Origin of the sequence: Sphingomonas abaci (assembly GCF_014199625.1) — a bacterium.
In the GTDB taxonomy this organism is placed as follows: Bacteria; Pseudomonadota; Alphaproteobacteria; order Sphingomonadales; family Sphingomonadaceae; genus Sphingomonas; species Sphingomonas abaci.
This window is the reverse complement of sequence record NZ_JACHNY010000004.1, coordinates 406102-423274: the sequence shown is the minus strand read 5'-3', so window position 1 is coordinate 423274 and position 17173 is coordinate 406102. Positions and strand designations below refer to the sequence as shown.

Sequence of the window (17173 nt, the reverse complement as noted above, 5' to 3'; positions counted from 1 at the left end):
ATCACTGCTCCCACTTGTGCTGGCCCGCTATCTGGGGCGGCACGCGGCGTAATGGAAGGCCCGTCGGACGAACAGCCCGCGCCCGCGCCAACGCCCCGCCCCGCCGCCGCGACCGGTCCGCCGACGGCGGATCGAAGGCGCGGACCGGCCCCAGGCTCTCGGGCACGCGCTCGGCGGGGGCGGTCTCCGCCGGGAGGCGGTCGGCATCCACCACCGGATCGGCGAAGGCCAGGCCGAGCTGCGACGGCGCCACCGCCGCCGCCGGGGCGGAGCGGCGCAGGCGGGCGGCGCGGTCGGGCCGGACCGCCACCCCGCCCTCCAGCGCCAGCCGCCCGGTGCCAATCGCCGCGGCGCGCAGCACGCGGACCCGGACCAGGTCGCAGCCACCGCCGGCGGCCAGTCGCTCCGCCAGCGTCGACCAACCCCTGGCGAACCCGCGCAGCACCGGCGCGGCCGCCTGCCCCGGCTCGGGCGTCTCGACCCGCAAGGTCAGGCGCTGGCCGTCGCCGGTGAACAGCGCCGCCTCCCAGTCGCACCCGCCCTCGCCCGCCGCCGTCATCTCGGCGACCAGCGGCGCCAGCGCCGCCGCGATTTCGGCCAGCACCGTCTTCGCCGCCATGGCTGGCGCGTCCAAGGCCCGGTCGACCTGCCGTGCGGATGGCGTCGGCAGCGGCGGCAGCGGCGCCCGCGGGTCGGTCAGGACCCGCACCGCCTCCACCACCGCGCGACCAAACTGCGCCGCCAGCGCCGCCTGGGGCCGCGCCGCCGCGTCGCCCACCGTGCGCAGCCCGGCGGCGACCAGCGCCTCCGTCTCCTCCGCCTCCAGCTCCAGCGCGGCGACCGGCAGCCGCCGCACCGCGCCCGCCTCGTCCGGGGCCGGGCCGCCCGCGAAACGCGCCAGCGCGCGCGCCACCGCCGGGGTGCCGCCAAAGGCATGGCGCACGATCACCCCCCGCCGCGCCAGGCGCGTCTCGAGATCGGCGACCAGCGTGGCGTCGTCGCCCGGCCGGCCGGACAGGTCGAGCGTCAGCCCGTCGGCAGGGTCGAGCCGGACCTGCGGCGTGTAGCGCGCGAACCCCTCCGCCAGCCGCTCCAGCCAGTCGCAATCGCCATGGGGATCGGCGGGCAGCGCGATGAGCGCGGGCACCACCGCCCGCGCCGCCGCGACCGTTCCGCCCGTCGCCAGTCCCGCCCGCGCCGCCGCCGGATCGACCATCGCCAGCCGCTCCGTGCCGCCGATCCGCTGGGTCAGCGCAACCGGCGCATCGTCCCCGAACAGGGTCGGCCGCGTCGCGCGCAACCGCTCGAACGGCAGCATCGGAAAGACCAGCGCCAGGAAGCGCCGCGCCACCGCGCCGCTCACCGGCCGCACGCCGATGCAGGCCGGCGGTCACCGGACGATGGCCCGGCGGGGAAGCCCGGCAGGACGGATGAGTCGCGCATAAGCGTTCTTCTATTGTTCTGAACAGCCTCCGCCAAGCTGCAACTTTTTTGAAATTAACGCTTGCGCGGTTCCACACCCACGGCTAGGAGCGCCGCACACCCACCGACCACCCGGTCGGACGGACGCCAGAGCGGGCGTAGCTCAGGGGTAGAGCACAACCTTGCCAAGGTTGGGGTCGAGGGTTCGAATCCCTTCGCCCGCTCCAGTCTTCTTCACGAAGGCCTTTCGGTCAAGCCCCATGGGGCGACCTCCTCTTCTATAGCCATCAAGCCTTGGGTATCCTCGGTTCACCGCCTCCCCGATCGCCAGGGGATCAGCCGCACGCCAAGTCGCGCAAGCATACCGCGTCGGACTTTGCGGGAGACGAACCATGCCCAGGGTACGCGCCATGGCGTCGTCGGTACGCTGCGGACGATGCCGGTCGGGCCGGTGGAGGAGATGGAGGGCGGCGAACGCTGGCGCGTCGATCCGCTGGGTCGCCGGCGGCGTCATCCCGGCCGGCGCGTAGCGGTGGAGGGCCGCCGAACCGGCTTCGACCCGTTGACGGTCGAGCGGATGTTCCTCCGGCAGAAGAATGACCCGTCCCCGGAATCGCCCGTCCACGCCTGGCTCGGCGCGAGGATGCGAGGGCGCTGATTGGGTCCGCAGATGCACGAAACGGGCCGCCGGATGATCCGGCGACCCGTTGCAGGCGATATCAGGCGATATCAGGCGTAGGTGACGGCGACGCCGCGACGGCGATAGCGGGCGGCCGCGCCGATCATGCCGAAGCCGAGCAGCATCATCGCCCAGGTGGCGGGCTCCGGCACGGCGGCGGCGGCGAGCGTGTAATTGAAGTTGGCGACCTCGAACGCGTCGCGCGCTGGATCGTTGGTGAAGGTCACGCCGGTGATCGACTCACCCGCGCTCGCGGCGAACTGCACATATTGCGAAAAGGCCTGGTTGCCGTCGCGCACCGCGAAGTTCAGCGAATTGACGGTGAAGTCGTAGCTGCCCAGGTTGGTGTTGACCGTCAGGCGGTTCCAGGTGTCCGGCGACCCCCAGAGGAAGCTGAGATAGCTGAGCGCCGAACCGAAGTTGAGCGTCGCCGGCTGGCCGGCCAGCGGACCCGCCGCCAGGAAGGTGTTGCCGAAGATCGTGCCCGCCGGCATGTCGGCGAACGGACGGTCCGAGGTATAGACGGTGCCACCGCTCAGCGTCGCGACCGTGCCGCCGTCGAGGCCGGCGCTGCTCAGCGTCGCGAAGGTGCCCGTGCCGCCGCCCAGGCTGCCCACCACCGTCGCGTTGGCCGCCGCCGGCGCCAGGAAGAGGGCGGATGCGGCAAAAGCAGCTTTGATCAGTTGCATAGAGAGATGTCCTTCGAAGAGCCCAGAAGACCCGAGGCGGCACCCCGCCCACGGCGACCGGTGAAATGTCCGCTTAGGTAAATAGTTCATTGACGAATTTAGGCTTTTTTGACGTGTCCCATTATGGATCGTAAACCTCGCCACCCCCAGCCGGTTGGCGTCCCGGCCGGCGGCCCAGGGTTGCGGCCTTGACGACCGCCGGAAGGCTGGTCATGCCCGGCTTGTCCAACGCTCGTCGGAGCTTATGCCGCCTTACGACTCCCATGGTTCCGACCGCGACCTGCCGATCGGCCTCCGGTTCCTCGCCGGCGGGGGCGCGGCGACGCGGCTGATCCTGGCGCGCGACTGGACCCGCCATCCGCTGGGGCCGCCGGAGACATGGTCGGTCGAGTTCAAGACCGCGCTCAGCCTGCTGCTCAACTCGCCCGAATCGATGATCCTGTGCTGGGGGCGGGACGAGCTGTTCTTCTTCTTCAATGAAACCTATTTCCCGCTGCTCGGTCCCCGGCTGGACGGCGCGATGGGATCGACCCTGGCGCAGGTCTGGCCCGACGCCTGGGACCAGGCCCGGCCGATCGTCGAGGCGGCCTATGCCGGACGCAGCCAGCGCTTCGTCGACCTGCCCTGGAAACTCGACACCGATCGCGGCGCGGCCGACACCTGGTGGAGCTTCTCCTATTCGCGGGTGCTGGGCGCGGATGGCGCGATCGTCGGCCTGTTCATCTTCACCAACGAGACGACGGCGCGCGTGCTGGCCGACCGCGCGGTGACGGAGGGACAGCGCCAGCTCCAATCGCTCAACCGCGACCTGGAACGGCTGGTCGCGCAACGCACCGCCGAGCGCGACCGGATGTGGAACTTGTCGCCCGACCTGATGGCGGTGGTCGGGTCTGACGGCCGCTATCTCAGCGTCAACCCGGCCTGGACCCAGGTGCTGGGCTATGACCAGGCGGAGCTGGTCGGCCTGGCCGGCGACGCGCTCGCCCATCCCGACGACATGGCCGCGACCCAGGCGGCGATCGTCACCGCCAAGGACGGCGTGCTGCCGCAGTTCGAAATGCGCACTCGCCACAAGGACGGCAGCTATCGCTGGGTCCAGTGGGTGGCGGCGCCGGGCGATACCGAGATCTTCGCGGTCGGCCGCGACGTCACCGACGCAAAGGTCGCCGCCGAGCAGCTCCGCCTCGCCAGCGAACAGCTCAGCCAGGCGCAGAAGATGGAGGCGATCGGCCAGCTCACCGGCGGCGTCGCGCACGACTTCAACAATCTGCTGACGATCATCCGCGGATCGGTCGAGCTGCTGCGCCGGCCCAGCCTGTCCCCGGCGAAGCGCGACCATTATGTCGATGCGATCAGCGACACCGCCGACCGCGCCGCCAAGCTGACCGGGCAATTGCTCGCCTTCGCCCGCCGCCAGGCCCTGACGCCCGAGCTGATCGACGTCGGCGCGGCGGTGGCGGGCATCCTCGACATGGTCCGCACCCTGGTCGGCGGGCGGATCGCGCTGGCCTTCGACGCGGCCGACACCCCCTGCCTGGCGGAGGTGGACCGCAGCCAGTTCGAGACGGCGCTGGTCAATCTGGTCGTCAACGCCCGCGACGCGATCGTCGGCGGCAGCGGCGCCGGCAGCGGACATCTGCGTATCGCGGTGGCGCCCGCCCCCGGCATCCCGTCGCTGCGCGGCCATCACGCCATCGCCGGCGCCTTCGTGATCGTCTCCGTCACCGACGACGGCGACGGCATCGCGTTCGAGAACCAGGCGCGGATCTTCGAGCCCTTCTTCACCACCAAGGGCGTCGGCCGGGGCACGGGCCTGGGGCTCAGCCAGGTGATCGGCTTCGCCAAACAGTCGGGCGGCGATGTCGGCGTCGACAGCCGGGTGGGCGAGGGCGCGACCTTCTCCATCTATCTGCCGCGCGTCGTCGGCGCCGCCGCGCCGGACCGGCCCGACCCGGCCGCCGACGGCATCGACGGGCGCGGCGAATGCGTGCTGCTGGTCGAGGACAATCAGGAGGTCAGCCGCTTCGCCACCGCCGCCCTGAGCGAGATCGGCTATGAAAGCGTGCTGGCGACCAACGCCACCGCCGCGCTGGCGATGGTCGAGGACGATCCGTCGCGCTTCGACGTGGTCTTCTCCGACGTGGTGATGCCGGGCATGAACGGCGTCGAGCTGGCGACGACGCTGCGCCGGCGGCATCCGACGCTGCCGGTGGTGCTGTGCAGCGGCTACAGCCATGTGCTGGCGGAGAACGCGCAGCATGGCTTCGACCTGCTGCACAAACCCTATTCGCTCGACCAGTTGTCGCGCGCGCTGCGCCGGGTGCTGGATCGGAGGTGAGCGGCCGCGAGCCCGGCTGTTTTAAGGTCGCATAACCAGAAGTCGCGCTCGCTGCAGGTCTTTCGGGCGGCCGAACCGGTGCAACAGCGCGATCATCTCCCAACGCTCCGGCACGTACACGGTCTCGCCGCCGACCGGGACGGGCTGGCGGGTCGTCGGGGCGACGCGCTGCCAGCCGCCATCGTGGCCGACGTACAGGTCCGCCATGATCTCGACCGGCATCCATGACCCGGTCCAACGCGCAAACGTCGCGGAACGGAACCGCGCGTCGCGGTCGGGAGCCAGGGGCGCGACCTTCAGGCGTGCGAGCAAGGCATGGCCGTCGCGTGGGTCGATCAGCAGATCGATGTCCGCCAACGGGGTGTCGCCGCCGAGCAGGGCGACGGCCGCGCTGCCGATGATCCACCAGTCATGCCTTGCGTCCCGCATCGCGGCAGCCACGTCCGCCAGCGCCCGCGCCGCCGGCGTGCCCGCCCTGATCATCCGAGCAATCGCGCCACGTCGCCGAAATCCTGCGCGGTGGCATCGACGCCGATCGCGCGAAGGCGCTGGTCGTGGCCGACCGCGCAATGCTCGCCCGCGCACAGGCCGATGACATAGGCGCCGCTCGCCACCGCCGCGGTCGCGCCGACCGGCGAGTCCTCCAGGATCGCGCAGCGGCGGATGTCGACGCCCAGCCGGTCAGCGGCATGGAGGTAGAGGTCCGGCGCGGGCTTGCCGCGCGCCACGTGCTCGCGCCCCGAATAAAGGTGCTCGCCGAACGCGTCGCGCAACCCCAGGTGGCGCAGATGCGTGTCGATCCAGTGCACCGGACTGGACGAGCAGATCGCCTTGGGTAGGTCGGCCGGCAGCGAGCGGACAAAAGCGACCGCCCCCGCCACCGCGCCGAGCCCCTCGTCCAGGGCGCGGATATCCTCCGCCCGCCGCGCCGCGGCGAAACCCTCCGGGATCGGCGCGCCGATATGGCGCTCGATCGCCGCCAGGAAGTCGGGTCCGGCCAGACCCATGAAATGCGCCATCGAATCGGCCGGCGTGGTCGGATAGCCCGCCTCGGTCAGGAACGTGGCGATATGACGATTGCCCGCCGACTCGCTTTCCAGCAGCACGCCGTCGAAATCGAACAGCAGCGCGTCGAACCGCACCCGGTCGATGGTCAGGGTCGGCGTCATGCCCGCGCCCCGAACAGCGCGGTGCCGACCCGGACATGCGTCGCGCCCAGCATCACCGCCGTCTCCAGATCGTCGGACATGCCCATGCTGAGCCCCGCCAGCCCATGGTCGCGCGCCAGCTTGGCGAGCAGCGCGAAATAGGGCGCGGCGTCCACCCCCAGTGGCGGCACCGCCATCAGGCCCCTGACCGGCAGCGCGGCCGCCCGCGCCTCCGCCAGCAGCGCCGGCAGCGCGCCGATCGGGCAGCCGCCCTTCTGCGCTTCCTCGCCGATATTGACCTGCACGAAACAGTCGGGCCGTCGCCCGCCCTCCATCGCGCGGGCGAGCGCGGTGACCAGCGACGACCGGTCGACCGAATGGATCGCGTCGAACAGCGCGACCGCATCCGCCGCCTTGTTCGACTGCAACTGCCCGACCAGGTGCAGCGCGATATCGGGATGGCCTGCCCGCAGCGCGGGCCATTTGCCCTCCGCCTCCTGCACGCGGTTCTCGCCGAACACCCGCTGCCCGGCGGCGAGGAGCGGGGCGATCTCTTCTGGCGTACGGGTCTTGCTGACCGCCACCAACGTCACCGTGTCGGCTGCGCGGCCGGCGAGCCGCGCCGCGCCGTCGATGCGGGCGCGGATCGCGGCCAGTCTCTCGTCTTCGATCATGGCGCGGCCTATAGGCGCGGACGTGGCGTCCCGATACCCCATGCGCTGGCTGATGACCGACGAACGGGTTGGCGACCGGCTGTGGCCGATGCTCCGTCGCCTGCCGCCGGGCAGCGGCGTGATCTTCCGCCATCATGCGACGCCGCCGGCCGAGCGCCGCGCGCTCTTCGCCCGCGTCCGCCGCATCGCGCGGGCGCGGCGGCTGATGCTGCTGGCGGCGCGGCCGCCGCTGCCGGGCGCGGCGGGGCTGCATGGCCGGGTGCGCGGCGCGACGAGTTGGCCCGCGCATGACCGTCGCGAGGCGGTGGCGGGCCGGCGCGCGGGGGCGGCGCTGCTGCTGGCGTCGCCGGTCTTCCCCACCCGCTCGCATCCGGGGGCGGAGGCGTTGGGGCCGATGCGCGCCGCGCGGATCGACTGCGGGGCGGGAATGATCGCGCTGGGCGGGATGACCGAGCGACGCTGGCGACGCGTCCGCGCGCTGGGCTTCGCCGGCTGGGCGGGCATCGACGGCTGGGACCGGCCCGCAGGGCAAGGACCCCGGGCATAGCGCGGATCGCCGTCCGCTTCAGGCCTCGCCATGCCGGCGAGGAATCTCGAGGATCGTGCGGGACATCGCCTGTACCGGGGAACCGCCAAATGCCTTGGGAGTTGGCGCGTCCCTCGCTATATCTCCACCATGGCAACGAACCCCAGTAACGAATATGGCGCCTCGTCGATCAAGGTGCTGAAGGGCCTCGACGCGGTGCGCAAGCGTCCGGGCATGTATATCGGCGATACCGACGACGGCTCGGGCCTCCACCATATGGTGTTCGAGGTGTCGGACAACGCCATCGACGAAGCCCTGGCGGGGCATTGCGACCGGATCGACATCACGCTCAATCCCGACGGCTCGGTGTCGGTCACCGACAATGGCCGCGGCATCCCGACCGGCATCCACCCCGAGGAGGGCGTGTCGGCGGCGGAGGTCATCATGACCCAGCTCCACGCCGGCGGCAAGTTCGAGAATACCTCGGACGACAATGCCTATAAGGTGTCGGGCGGCCTGCACGGCGTCGGCGTGTCGGTGGTGAACGCGCTGTCCGAATTCCTGGACCTGACGATCTGGCGCGACGGCGAGGAGCATTTCATGCGCTTCGCCCATGGCGACGCGGTCGCGCCGCTCAAGGTCGTGGGCCCGGCGGCGGAGGGGCAGAAGGGGACGCGCGTCACCTTCCTGCCCTCGCCCGCCACCTTCAAGATCACGGAGTTCGACTTCGACAAGCTGGAGCATCGCTACCGCGAGCTGGCGTTCCTCAATTCGGGCGTGCGCCTGTTCCTGACCGATGCGCGGCACGACGAGCCGAAGACGGTGGAGCTGTTCTACGAGGGCGGGATCGCCGCCTTCGTGAAGTGGCTGGACCGCGCCAAGACGCCGCTCTTCCCCGATCCGATCGCGATCCACGGGCAGCGCGACGCGATCGGCATGGACGTCGCGCTGGAATGGAATGATTCTTATTACGAGAACGTCCTGGCCTTCACCAACAACATCCCCCAGCGCGACGGCGGCACCCACATCGCCGCCTTCCGCGCCGCCTTGACCCGGACGCTCAACAGCTATGCCGACAAGTCGGGGCTGTTGAAGAAGGAGAAGGTCACGCTGACCGGCGACGACATGCGCGAGGGTCTGACCGCGATCGTCTCGGTCAAGCTGCCCGACCCCAAGTTCAGCAGCCAGACCAAGGACAAGCTGGTCTCGTCCGAGGTGCGCGCGCCGCTGGAAAGCCTGATGGCCGACAAGCTGGCCGAATGGCTGGAGGAGAATCCGCAGCACGCCCGCTCGATCGTCGGCAAGGTGATCGACGCCGCCGCCGCGCGCGAGGCGGCGAAGAAGGCGCGCGAACTGACCCGGCGCAAGGGGGCGATGGACATCGCCTCGCTGCCCGGCAAGCTGGCCGACTGCCAGGAGCGCGACCCCGCCAAGTCCGAGCTGTTCCTCGTCGAGGGGGATTCGGCCGGCGGCTCGGCCAAGCAGGGGCGCAACCGCCATTTCCAGGCGATCCTGCCCCTGCGCGGCAAGATCCTGAACACCGAGCGCGCGCGGTTCGACCGGATGATCTCGTCCAAGGAGATCGGCACGCTGATCCAGGCGATGGGCACCGGCATCGGCCGCGAGGAGTTCAACGCCGACAAGCTGCGCTACCACAAGATCGTCATCATGACCGACGCGGACGTGGACGGTGCCCACATCCGCACGCTGCTGCTGACCTTCTTCTACCGCCAGATGCCCGAGCTGATCGAGCGTGGCCACCTCTTCATCGCCCAGCCGCCGCTTTACAAGGCGACCAAGGGCCGGTCGGAGGTGTATCTGAAGGACGATGCGGCGCTCGACAACTACCTGGTCGAGGGCGGCGTGGCGGCGATGGTGTTCGAGACCGCGAACGGTCCGCGCACCGGTGCCGACCTGCGCGACCTGACCGACCATGCGCGGCGGATGCGCACGCTGATGCGCTATGTGCCGCGCCGCTACGACCCGGTCATCATCGAGGTGCTGGCGCTCGCCGGCGCACTCGACCCGAGCTTCACGCGCGAGCAGCGCCAGGGCCGGGTGGCGGAGGTGACGCGCCGGCTGGAAGCGGGCGACCACGAGGCGCGCTGGTCGGCGCGGCTGACCGACGAGGGCGGCATCCATTTCGAACGGCTGTGGCGCGGCGTCACGGACCATCACATCGTCGAGGCCAGCTTCATCTCCTCGGCCGAGGCGCGCAAGCTCCACACGCTGGCGGCCGAGCAGGCGGACAGCTTCGCCCAGGCCGGCAAGCTGGTGCCGGCACGCGGCGCGGCCAGCGTCGAGGCGGAAGCGGCCGAGGACGGGGCGGGCGACGAGGAGGCGACCGCCGCCACCCTGGCGCGCGGCGAATCGCGCGTGGCGCGACCGTCGCAGCTGCTCGACGCGGTGCTGGCGGCGGGACGCAAGGGCCTGGCCATCCAGCGCTACAAGGGGCTGGGCGAGATGAACGCCGAGCAATTGTGGGAAACCACGCTCGACCCGTCCAACCGCTCGATGCTGCGCGTCACCAGCGAGGATGTCTCGGCGGCCGACATGATCTTCACCCAGCTGATGGGCGAGGTGGTCGAGCCGCGGCGCGAGTTCATCCAGGAAAACGCGCTGAACGTCGCCAATCTCGACGTCTGACGGCGAAGGGCGACGCTTTTTTCGCCCGGCCCGCTGCGGGTCGGGCGAACGGCGTCGTCTTGTCTGCATGGGCCAGCCGCCCGCGCCCGACGTCACGAGACCGCCTTCCCGATGCCCCCCGCCCCTCCGCCTTCGCCACCGCCGCTGCGCGTCCTGACCTTCCTGCACAGCCATGAGCCCGGCGGGGTGGAGCGGATCGCGCTGCGGCTGGTCCGCCGCTGGCGCGCCGACGGGCTGGACGCGCCCCTGTTCCTGGGCCGCGCGGACGGCGCAATGGCGACGGATGTCGGCGCGGGACTGGCGGCGGTGATGCCGCGCTGCCGCTGGCCCGGCATCGTGCATTGGGAGACCCTGTGGATGATCGCCACGCTGCCGCGCGTCATCCGGTCGTTGCGCCCCGACCTGCTGTTCTGCGCGGGCAACAGCTATGCGGTGGTCGCGGTGGCGATGAAGCTGATCCTGGGCCGCCACTGCCCGCCGGTCGTCGCCAAGATCAGCAACGATCTCGATCGACGCGACACGCGGGGCTGGCAACGTTGGTTCTACCGCCGCTGGCTGCGCGTCCAGGGGCGGCTCATCGATCATTTCACCGGCATGGAGACGCCGATGCGCGCCGAGATCGCCGAGGCGACGGGCGTGTCGGCCGAGCGGATCACGATCATCCCCGATCCTGCCCTGTCCGAGGCGTTGATAGACCGGTTGAGGGCGTCGCCCGAACCGGCCCGTGTCGGTCCGGGCCGGCGCTTCGTCGCGATCGGGCGGCTGGCGGCGCAGAAGAACATCGCGCTGATGCTCGACGCCTTTGAGCGCGGCAGCGGGCCGGACGACCGGCTGACGCTGATCGGCGACGGCCCCGATCGCGCCGCGCTGGAGGCTCGGGCGCAGCGGCTGGGGATCGCGACGCGCGTCGCCTTCCTCGGCTATCAGCCCGACCCGGCGCTGCGGCTGCCCGACCATGACGTGCTGCTGCTGTCGTCGGATTTCGAGGGCGTGCCGGCGGTGGTGCTGGAGGCGCTGGCCGCCGATCGCGCGATCGTCGCAACGCGGTGCAGCCGCAGCATGGGCGCGCTGCTGCAGGAGGGCGCGCTCGGCACGCTGGTGCCGGTCGGCGATGTCGCGGCGTTGGCGGCGGCGATCGCCGCCGCCCGGCCGGGCACGCAAGCCGCCGCCGCCAGCCTGGCCCAGGCGCGGCGCTTCACCATCGAGGCCGCCGCCGGCCGCTATTGGGCGACCTTCGCGCGGATGGCGCGGGAAACCGCCGCATGAGCGATACGATGATCGACCAGGCGATGGCCGACGCCACCGCGCCCGACCCGGAGGGTTCCGTCTCGCGCTGGTCGAAGATCCTGGCGCCGATCGTCTCGCTCTCCATCCTGGGCGCGGTGGTGTGGCAGTTGCGCGGGCTGGACCTCGCCCATCTCTGGGCGCTGCTGCCGCGCGGGGTGGGTTTCTGGCTGGTGTTCCTGCTCTATTACATGGCCGGGCCGATCGCCGACTGGGTGATCTTCCGCCGGCTCTGGGGGCTGCCGCTGTCCGGCTTCGTGCCGCTGTTGCGCAAGCTGGTCGGCAACGAACTGCTGCTCGGCTATATCGGAGAGGTCTATTTCTACGCCTGGGCGCGCCGCCACATGGCCGCCGGCACCGCCCCCTTCGGTGCGATCAAGGACGTGACGATCCTATCCGCGCTGGTCGGCAACGGCACGACGCTGGCGATGGTGCTGGTTGCCGCGCCGCTGGTCGGGTCGCTCGACCTGGGGATCAGCGGATCGACCCTGCTCTGGTCGATCGGGCTGGTGATCGGCCTGTCGCTCGTCCTGCTGCTGCTCCGCCGCCAGCTATTCACCCTGCCGGCGCCGACCCTGTGGATGATTTCGGGCGTGCACCTGCTCCGCACCATCGCCACCACCGTGCTGGCGGCGCTGATGTGGCACCTGATGCTGCCCGGCGTCGCGGTGCGCTGGTGGCTGGTGCTCGCGACGCTCCGGCTGCTGGTCGCGCGGCTGCCGCTCCTGCCCAACAAGGACCTGGTCTTCGCCGGGCTCGCCGCGCTGCTCGTCGGCAAGGATGCGGGCGTAGCGGAAGCGATGACCCTGATGGCGACGCTGATCCTGGCCGCCCACCTGCTGGTCGGCATGGTGCTGGGCGCGGGCGGCCTGTTCGCTGCGGCGCGGCGGCGATGATCGCGGCGCTGGCGCTGCTCGCCGCCGTCCACCCCGCGCTGGGCACGCGCGACGCCGCCTGCGCCCCCGGCGAGACCGGCCCCGCCTTCCTCGTCACCGTCGACGGGTTGAAGGACCGCCGGGGCCGGCTGCGGCTGGAGCTGTATCCGGCGAATGACGCGGACTTCCTGGCCGACGACGACTGGCTGGTCGCGGCGGGCAAGCCGTTCCGCCGCGTCGACCTGCCCGTGCCGATCGCGGGCCCGGTGACCCTGTGCATTCGCGCGCCGGCCCCGGGCCGCTACGCGATCAGCCTGCTCCACGACCGCGACGCCAACCACCGGTTCAGCCTGTGGCATGATGGCGTCGGCTTTGCCGGCAACCCGGTCATCGGCTGGTGGAAACCCCATGCCCGCGACGCCGCCGCGCGGGTCGGCGACGCGCCGACGCGGCTCAGCATCACCCTCAACTATCGCCACGGCCTGTTCTCCTTCGCGCCGATCGATCGCTAGGCGCTGGCGACATCCTGAGACCCTGATCCGGCGTTCGCTGGAGCCTGTGCCATGCGTGTCGCCCTGTGGATAACGCGAAGCGGCGATATCGTTCGGGCACAAACCGTTCTAGGCTGTGGATAAGGACAAGCATGGAGCGATGATGACGGAATTCGGGCTCGATACGTTCGGCGACGTGACGGAGGCGGCGGGCGCCCCGGTCCACCCGGCCCAGGCGATCCGCGACACGGTCGAGGAAGCGGTGCTGGCCGACCAGGCGGGGGTCGACGTGTTCGGCGTCGGCGAGCATCACCGCGGCGATTTCGCCATCTCCTCGCCCGAGACGGTGCTGGCCGCGATCGCCGCGCGCACCGGCCGCATCCGCCTCGCCTCGGCGGTTACGGTGCTGTCCTCCGACGATCCGGTCCGCGTCTATCAGCGGTTCGCCACGCTCGACGCCCTGTCCTCGGGCCGGGCGGAGGCGATATTGGGGCGCGGGTCCTTCACCGAGAGCTTTCCGCTGTTCGGCTATCCGCTCGACCAATATGAGCGGCTGTTCAACGAGAAACTCGACCTGTTCGCCGCGATCCGGCGCGGCGGCCCGGTGACGTGGCGCGGCAACGTCCGCCCCGCCCTGTCCGCGCAGGACATCTACCCGCCGGTGGAAAAGGCCCCGCTCGCGACCTGGATCGGGGTCGGCGGGTCGCCGCAATCGGTGGTGCGCGCGGCGCATTACGGCCTGCCCATGCTGCTGGCGATCATCGGCGGCGACCCGGCCCGCTTCCGCCCGTTCGTCGATCTCTATGCCCGCGCGCTCCAGGACCGGAACCAGCCGATGCTGCCGGTCGGCGTCCATTCACCCGGCTATGTCGGCCGCGACGATGCCAGCGCCGCCGACGAGTTCTTCCCCGACTACAAGCGGATGCATGACGGGATCGGATCGACCCGGGGCTGGCCGCCGCTCCAGCGCGCCGCCTTCGACGCCGAGGTCCGCGCCGGTTCGCTCTATGTCGGTGGGCCGGAGACGGTGGCGCGCAAGATCGCGGCCACCGTGCGCACGCTCGGCCTGTCGCGCTTCCACCTGAAATACAGCGCGGGGCCGCTGTCGCACGACCGGCTGATGGGCTGTATCGAGCGGTACGGCCGGCAGGTGATCCCGATGGTCCGCGACCTGCTGGCCTGACCCGGAAGACAAGGAGAGCGACGATGAAGCCAGGATGGACGATGGCGGCGGCGATGATGGTGCTGGTGGCGGCCCCGCTCGCCGCGCAACAGGCGGAATCGCCGGTCGCGCGCGCGCTCGCCGATCCGGCGCGGGCCGACCAGCAGGGCGACGATGCTCGGCGCCAGGCGGCGGCGGTGCTGCAATTCGCCGGGGTGAAGCCTGGCGACGTGGTGGTCGATTACCTGCCGGGCAGTGGCTATTGGACGCGCATCTTCAGCGGCGTCGTCGGCGCGAAGGGGCATGTCTATGCCTATTGGCCGGCGGCGGGCGCCAAATATGCCGCCAAGTCGCTCCCCGCGCTCCAGGGTCGGGGGCTCGCCAATGTCACCGCCGAGGTCCAGTCGGTCGACTTGCCGGCCGCACCGGTGCCGGTCGACCTGTTCTGGACGGCGCAGAACTACCACGACATCCCCAATGGCGGTGGCGGCGAACCGGCGCTGCGGTCGTTCGATGCGGCCGTGTTCAAGCTGCTGAAGAAGGGCGGCACCTATATCGTGATCGACCATGCCGACGCCCCCGGCACCGAATTGTCGCATACCGCCACCACCCACCGGATCGATCCGGCGGCGGTGCGCCGTCAGGTCGAAGCCGCCGGCTTCCGCTTCGTCGGCGAGAGCAAGGTGCTGCGCAACCCGTCGGACGATCACTCGAAGAACGTCTTCGATCCCGCCATCCGGGGCCGGACCGATCAGTTCGTCTTCAAGTTCCGCAAGCCCTGACCGGGCTGCCGGGGTAACCGGGTATCAGGCGGCGTGGCGCGGCGCGGTGAGGCGCAGCCAGGCCCGCGCCGCCGCCTGGGCCGTCGCGATCTCGCGCGCGGTCAGGTCCTCGGCGACTTCGGCCCGCGCGTCATGCGCCGCCTGCGAGCCGCGCACGGCCGCCAGGTTGAACCATTTATGGGCTTCGATCAGATCGATGGGCAAGCCGGCGGTGCCGGTCTGATAGCAGATGCCGAGGTCGAACAGCGCGTCGACATCGCCCGTGGCGGCATCGGCGATTCGGCTCTCGATCAGGAACTGCGCGCTTTTAAAACTGTTGCCCATGGAACGTCCTCATTGCTCATGGGACTCATCCATGCACCGATTCGGCTCAAGAAATGGTTAACGCCATTAACGCAACCCGTTGACCATAATCGATTACTCTACCGGAACATTGTCGATCAACCGGGTCTGGCCCATGCGCGCCGCCGCCAGCAGCCGACGCGGCCGGCCGGGGGCGGGATCGGGTTCCAGCGTCTCGGCATCGGCGAGCGCGACATAGTCGATGACGAAGCCGGCGGCCTCCAGCGCCCGGCGCGCATCGTCCAGCACCGAATCGACCGGCTCGCCACGCCCGATCGCGCGAGTCGCGACGCCGAGCGCGCGGGGCAGCGCCACCGCGCGGGCGCGCTCCGTCTCGTCCAGATAGATGTTGCGCGATGACAGGGCCAGGCCGTCGTCCTCGCGCTGGGTCGGCACGCCGACGATCTCGACGGGCACGTTGAGATCGGCGACGAAGCGGCGGATGACGGCGAGCTGCTGATAGTCCTTCTCGCCGAAATAGGCGGCGTCGGGCGCGACCTGGTGGAACAGCTTGGTGACCACGGTGGCGACGCCGTCGAAATGACCGGGCCGGGCGGCCCCGTCGAAATGGTCGCTGACCCCGGCGACCGAGATGGTGGTCGCGAACCCCGCCGGGTACATGGTCTCGACCGAGGGCAGCCAGAGCAGGTCGCAGCCCGCCTCGTTCAGCATCCGCGCGTCCGCCGCCTCGCGCCGGGGATAGCGCGACAGGTCCTCGTTCGGGCCGAACTGCTTGGGATTCACGAAGATCGACGCGACGACGCGCGTGCCGGGCCGCCGCGCCGCCTCGATCAGCGCCATGTGGCCGGCATGGAGCGCGCCCATGGTCGGCACCAGCGCGATCCGCGCGCCCTCGGCCCGCCAGCCGGCGATCGACGCCCGCAAGTCGTTGAGGTCGCGAACGGTCAGCACGGCAGGACTCCTCTTGATGGGTCGCTATACATAAAAACATCCCTCGCACCCAACGGCGGGCGCTTCTATGGAGGGGAGACCGCAGTAGCAATAAGGAAGAAGAGGGCGCATGCCCCACGTCATCGTCTTCGCCAACGAGAAGGGCGGCACCGGCAAGTCCACCACCGCGGTGCATGTCGCCATCGCGCTGGCCGCCAAGGGGGCGCGCGTCTCCTGCCTCGACCTCGACCATCGCCAGCGCACGGTGGGCCGCTATCTGGACAATCGCGCGCAGACGATCCGGTCCAAGGGGCTCGACCTGCCGATGCCGCGCCATGCCACGCATGACGGCGAGAGCGAGGATTTCTTCGAGGCGACGTGGCGCGAGCTGGAGCGCGACTGCGACTATCTGGTCGTCGACACCCCCGGGCGCGACGATTATTTCGCGCGCACCGCGGCGACGCTGTCGAACACGCTGGTCACGCCGATGAACGACAGCTTCGTCGATTTCGACCTGATCGGCCAGGTCGACCCCGACACCTATCAGGTGACGCGCCCATCCTTCTATTCGGAACTGATCTGGGACGCGCGCAAGCAGCGTGCCCGCGCCGACGGCACCACGATCGACTGGGTGGTGCTGCGCAATCGCCTCCAGCATATCGAGGCGCGCAACATGCGCCGCGTGTCGGACGCGCTGGCGCAGCTCGCCAAGCGGGTCGGCTTCCGCATCATCCCGGGCCTTGGCGAGCGCGTGATCTATCGCGAAATGTTCCCCCAGGGGCTGACCATGATCGACGCCAAGGCGATCGGATCGATGGGCATCGGCCATGTCGCCGCCCGCCAGGAGCTGCGCGAGATGATGGCGGCGCTGCAACTGCCCGATCTCGGCGAGATCACGGCGCGCGCGCAGAGCGCGGAGATGGCCGAGTCGCCCGGCGTGCCGGACGTGGCGGCGTGATGCGCCGGCGATGAAGTGGCTGGTCGCGGCGCTGCTGATCTGGGCGGCGTGGACCTATCTCAAGCCGTCGGGCAAGCGACGGATGGCCGCCGATGAGGCGGAGGCGCGGGCGGTGCTGGGCGTCGGTCCGCGTGCCGATGCGGCGGCGATCCGCGCGGCGCACCGGCGGCTGCTGGCGGGGGTCCATCCCGATCGCGGCGGATCGGCCGAACTGGCGCAGCGGGTGAATGCAGCGCGCGACCGGCTGCTCGGCCCGTCAGCGTGAA

Annotated in this window: 18 protein-coding genes and 1 tRNA gene; 12 read left to right on the top strand and 7 right to left on the bottom strand. The window is 70.7% G+C overall.

Features of this window, described 5'->3' with window-relative positions; translation table 11 throughout:
* Position 1: 1 nt before the first annotated feature.
* Entirely contained in the window at positions 2-1363 is a 1362-nt protein-coding gene (locus GGQ96_RS12245) for a DNA polymerase Y subunit UmuC family protein (RefSeq protein WP_184115006.1), read from the bottom strand.
* A 211-nt stretch (positions 1364-1574) separates the two neighbouring features.
* Here GGQ96_RS12245 and GGQ96_RS12240 point away from each other — a divergent pair.
* Positions 1575-1649 (top strand) — tRNA-Gly (locus tag GGQ96_RS12240).
* Positions 1650-1798: 149 nt separating this feature from the next.
* On the top strand, positions 1799-2080 hold the full coding sequence (locus GGQ96_RS12235; RefSeq protein WP_184115004.1) for a DUF5818 domain-containing protein: 282 nt from the start codon (positions 1799-1801) through the stop codon (positions 2078-2080).
* A gap of 71 nt (positions 2081-2151) precedes the next feature.
* Here GGQ96_RS12235 and GGQ96_RS21455 read toward each other — a convergent pair whose 3' ends face one another.
* The gene (locus GGQ96_RS21455; protein WP_246360462.1) at positions 2152-2790 is read right to left on the bottom strand and encodes a PEPxxWA-CTERM sorting domain-containing protein; all 639 of its coding nucleotides are present in this window, start codon (positions 2788-2790) and stop codon (positions 2152-2154) included.
* Positions 2791-3034: 244 nt separating this feature from the next.
* On the opposite strand from GGQ96_RS21455, the gene GGQ96_RS12225 reads away from it, so the two are divergent.
* Positions 3035-5128, top strand: a complete 2094-nt coding sequence (locus GGQ96_RS12225) for a hybrid sensor histidine kinase/response regulator (protein WP_184115002.1) — start codon at positions 3035-3037, stop codon at positions 5126-5128.
* A 21-nt stretch (positions 5129-5149) separates the two neighbouring features.
* Here GGQ96_RS12225 and GGQ96_RS12220 read toward each other — a convergent pair whose 3' ends face one another.
* The 3 genes from GGQ96_RS12220 to GGQ96_RS12210 are packed head-to-tail and all read right to left on the bottom strand — an operon-like array spanning position 5150 to position 6950.
* Entirely contained in the window at positions 5150-5611 is a 462-nt protein-coding gene (locus tag GGQ96_RS12220) for a nucleotidyltransferase domain-containing protein (protein WP_246360461.1), read from the bottom strand.
* Complete coding sequence (locus tag GGQ96_RS12215) at positions 5608-6297, bottom strand: HAD family hydrolase (RefSeq protein ID WP_184114993.1); 690 nt, start codon at positions 6295-6297, stop codon at positions 5608-5610. Before GGQ96_RS12215 ends, GGQ96_RS12220 begins: the two co-directional genes overlap by 4 nt.
* Positions 6294-6950, bottom strand: a complete 657-nt coding sequence (locus GGQ96_RS12210) for a YggS family pyridoxal phosphate-dependent enzyme (protein ID WP_184114991.1) — start codon at positions 6948-6950, stop codon at positions 6294-6296. Before GGQ96_RS12210 ends, GGQ96_RS12215 begins: the two co-directional genes overlap by 4 nt.
* A gap of 52 nt (positions 6951-7002) precedes the next feature.
* Between GGQ96_RS12210 and GGQ96_RS12205 the strand changes: the two genes are divergently transcribed.
* The 7 genes from GGQ96_RS12205 (at position 7003) to GGQ96_RS12175 (ending at position 14716) form a co-directional block, all read left to right on the top strand.
* A complete protein-coding gene (locus GGQ96_RS12205) occupies positions 7003-7497 on the top strand; it encodes a thiamine phosphate synthase (RefSeq protein ID WP_184114989.1) in 495 nt (164 codons plus the stop codon).
* 129 nt (positions 7498-7626) lie between these two features.
* On the top strand, positions 7627-10122 hold the full coding sequence (gene gyrB, locus GGQ96_RS12200) for a DNA topoisomerase (ATP-hydrolyzing) subunit B (RefSeq protein WP_184114987.1): 2496 nt from the start codon (positions 7627-7629) through the stop codon (positions 10120-10122).
* Positions 10123-10233: 111 nt separating this feature from the next.
* Positions 10234-11388, top strand: a complete 1155-nt coding sequence (locus GGQ96_RS12195) for a glycosyltransferase (RefSeq protein WP_184114985.1) — start codon at positions 10234-10236, stop codon at positions 11386-11388.
* A complete protein-coding gene (locus GGQ96_RS12190; RefSeq protein WP_184114983.1) occupies positions 11385-12302 on the top strand; it encodes a hypothetical protein in 918 nt (305 codons plus the stop codon). The genes GGQ96_RS12195 and GGQ96_RS12190 overlap by 4 nt, the downstream gene beginning before the upstream one ends.
* Positions 12299-12793 carry a DUF2141 domain-containing protein gene (locus tag GGQ96_RS12185; RefSeq protein WP_184114981.1) on the top strand — a complete coding sequence of 165 codons (495 nt, stop codon included), beginning with the start codon at positions 12299-12301 and terminating at the stop codon, positions 12791-12793. The genes GGQ96_RS12190 and GGQ96_RS12185 overlap by 4 nt, the downstream gene beginning before the upstream one ends.
* Before the next feature lie 142 nt (positions 12794-12935).
* Complete coding sequence (locus GGQ96_RS12180; RefSeq protein ID WP_184114979.1) at positions 12936-13955, top strand: LLM class flavin-dependent oxidoreductase; 1020 nt, start codon at positions 12936-12938, stop codon at positions 13953-13955.
* A gap of 23 nt (positions 13956-13978) precedes the next feature.
* Positions 13979-14716 carry a class I SAM-dependent methyltransferase gene (locus tag GGQ96_RS12175; RefSeq protein WP_184114977.1) on the top strand — a complete coding sequence of 246 codons (738 nt, stop codon included), beginning with the start codon at positions 13979-13981 and terminating at the stop codon, positions 14714-14716.
* A gap of 24 nt (positions 14717-14740) precedes the next feature.
* On the opposite strand, the gene GGQ96_RS12170 is transcribed toward GGQ96_RS12175, so the two are convergent.
* On the bottom strand, positions 14741-15040 hold the full coding sequence (locus tag GGQ96_RS12170; protein ID WP_184114975.1) for an SEL1-like repeat protein: 300 nt from the start codon (positions 15038-15040) through the stop codon (positions 14741-14743).
* Positions 15041-15133: 93 nt separating this feature from the next.
* Positions 15134-15970 carry a pantoate--beta-alanine ligase gene (panC, locus tag GGQ96_RS12165; protein WP_184114973.1) on the bottom strand — a complete coding sequence of 279 codons (837 nt, stop codon included), beginning with the start codon at positions 15968-15970 and terminating at the stop codon, positions 15134-15136.
* A gap of 109 nt (positions 15971-16079) precedes the next feature.
* Between panC and GGQ96_RS12160 the strand changes: the two genes are divergently transcribed.
* Together GGQ96_RS12160 and GGQ96_RS12155 are read left to right on the top strand one after the other, a co-directional pair.
* Entirely contained in the window at positions 16080-16907 is an 828-nt protein-coding gene (locus GGQ96_RS12160; RefSeq protein ID WP_184114971.1) for a division plane positioning ATPase MipZ, read from the top strand.
* A gap of 10 nt (positions 16908-16917) precedes the next feature.
* On the top strand, positions 16918-17172 hold the full coding sequence (locus GGQ96_RS12155; RefSeq protein WP_184114969.1) for a J domain-containing protein: 255 nt from the start codon (positions 16918-16920) through the stop codon (positions 17170-17172).
* Position 17173: the final 1 nt, after the last annotated feature.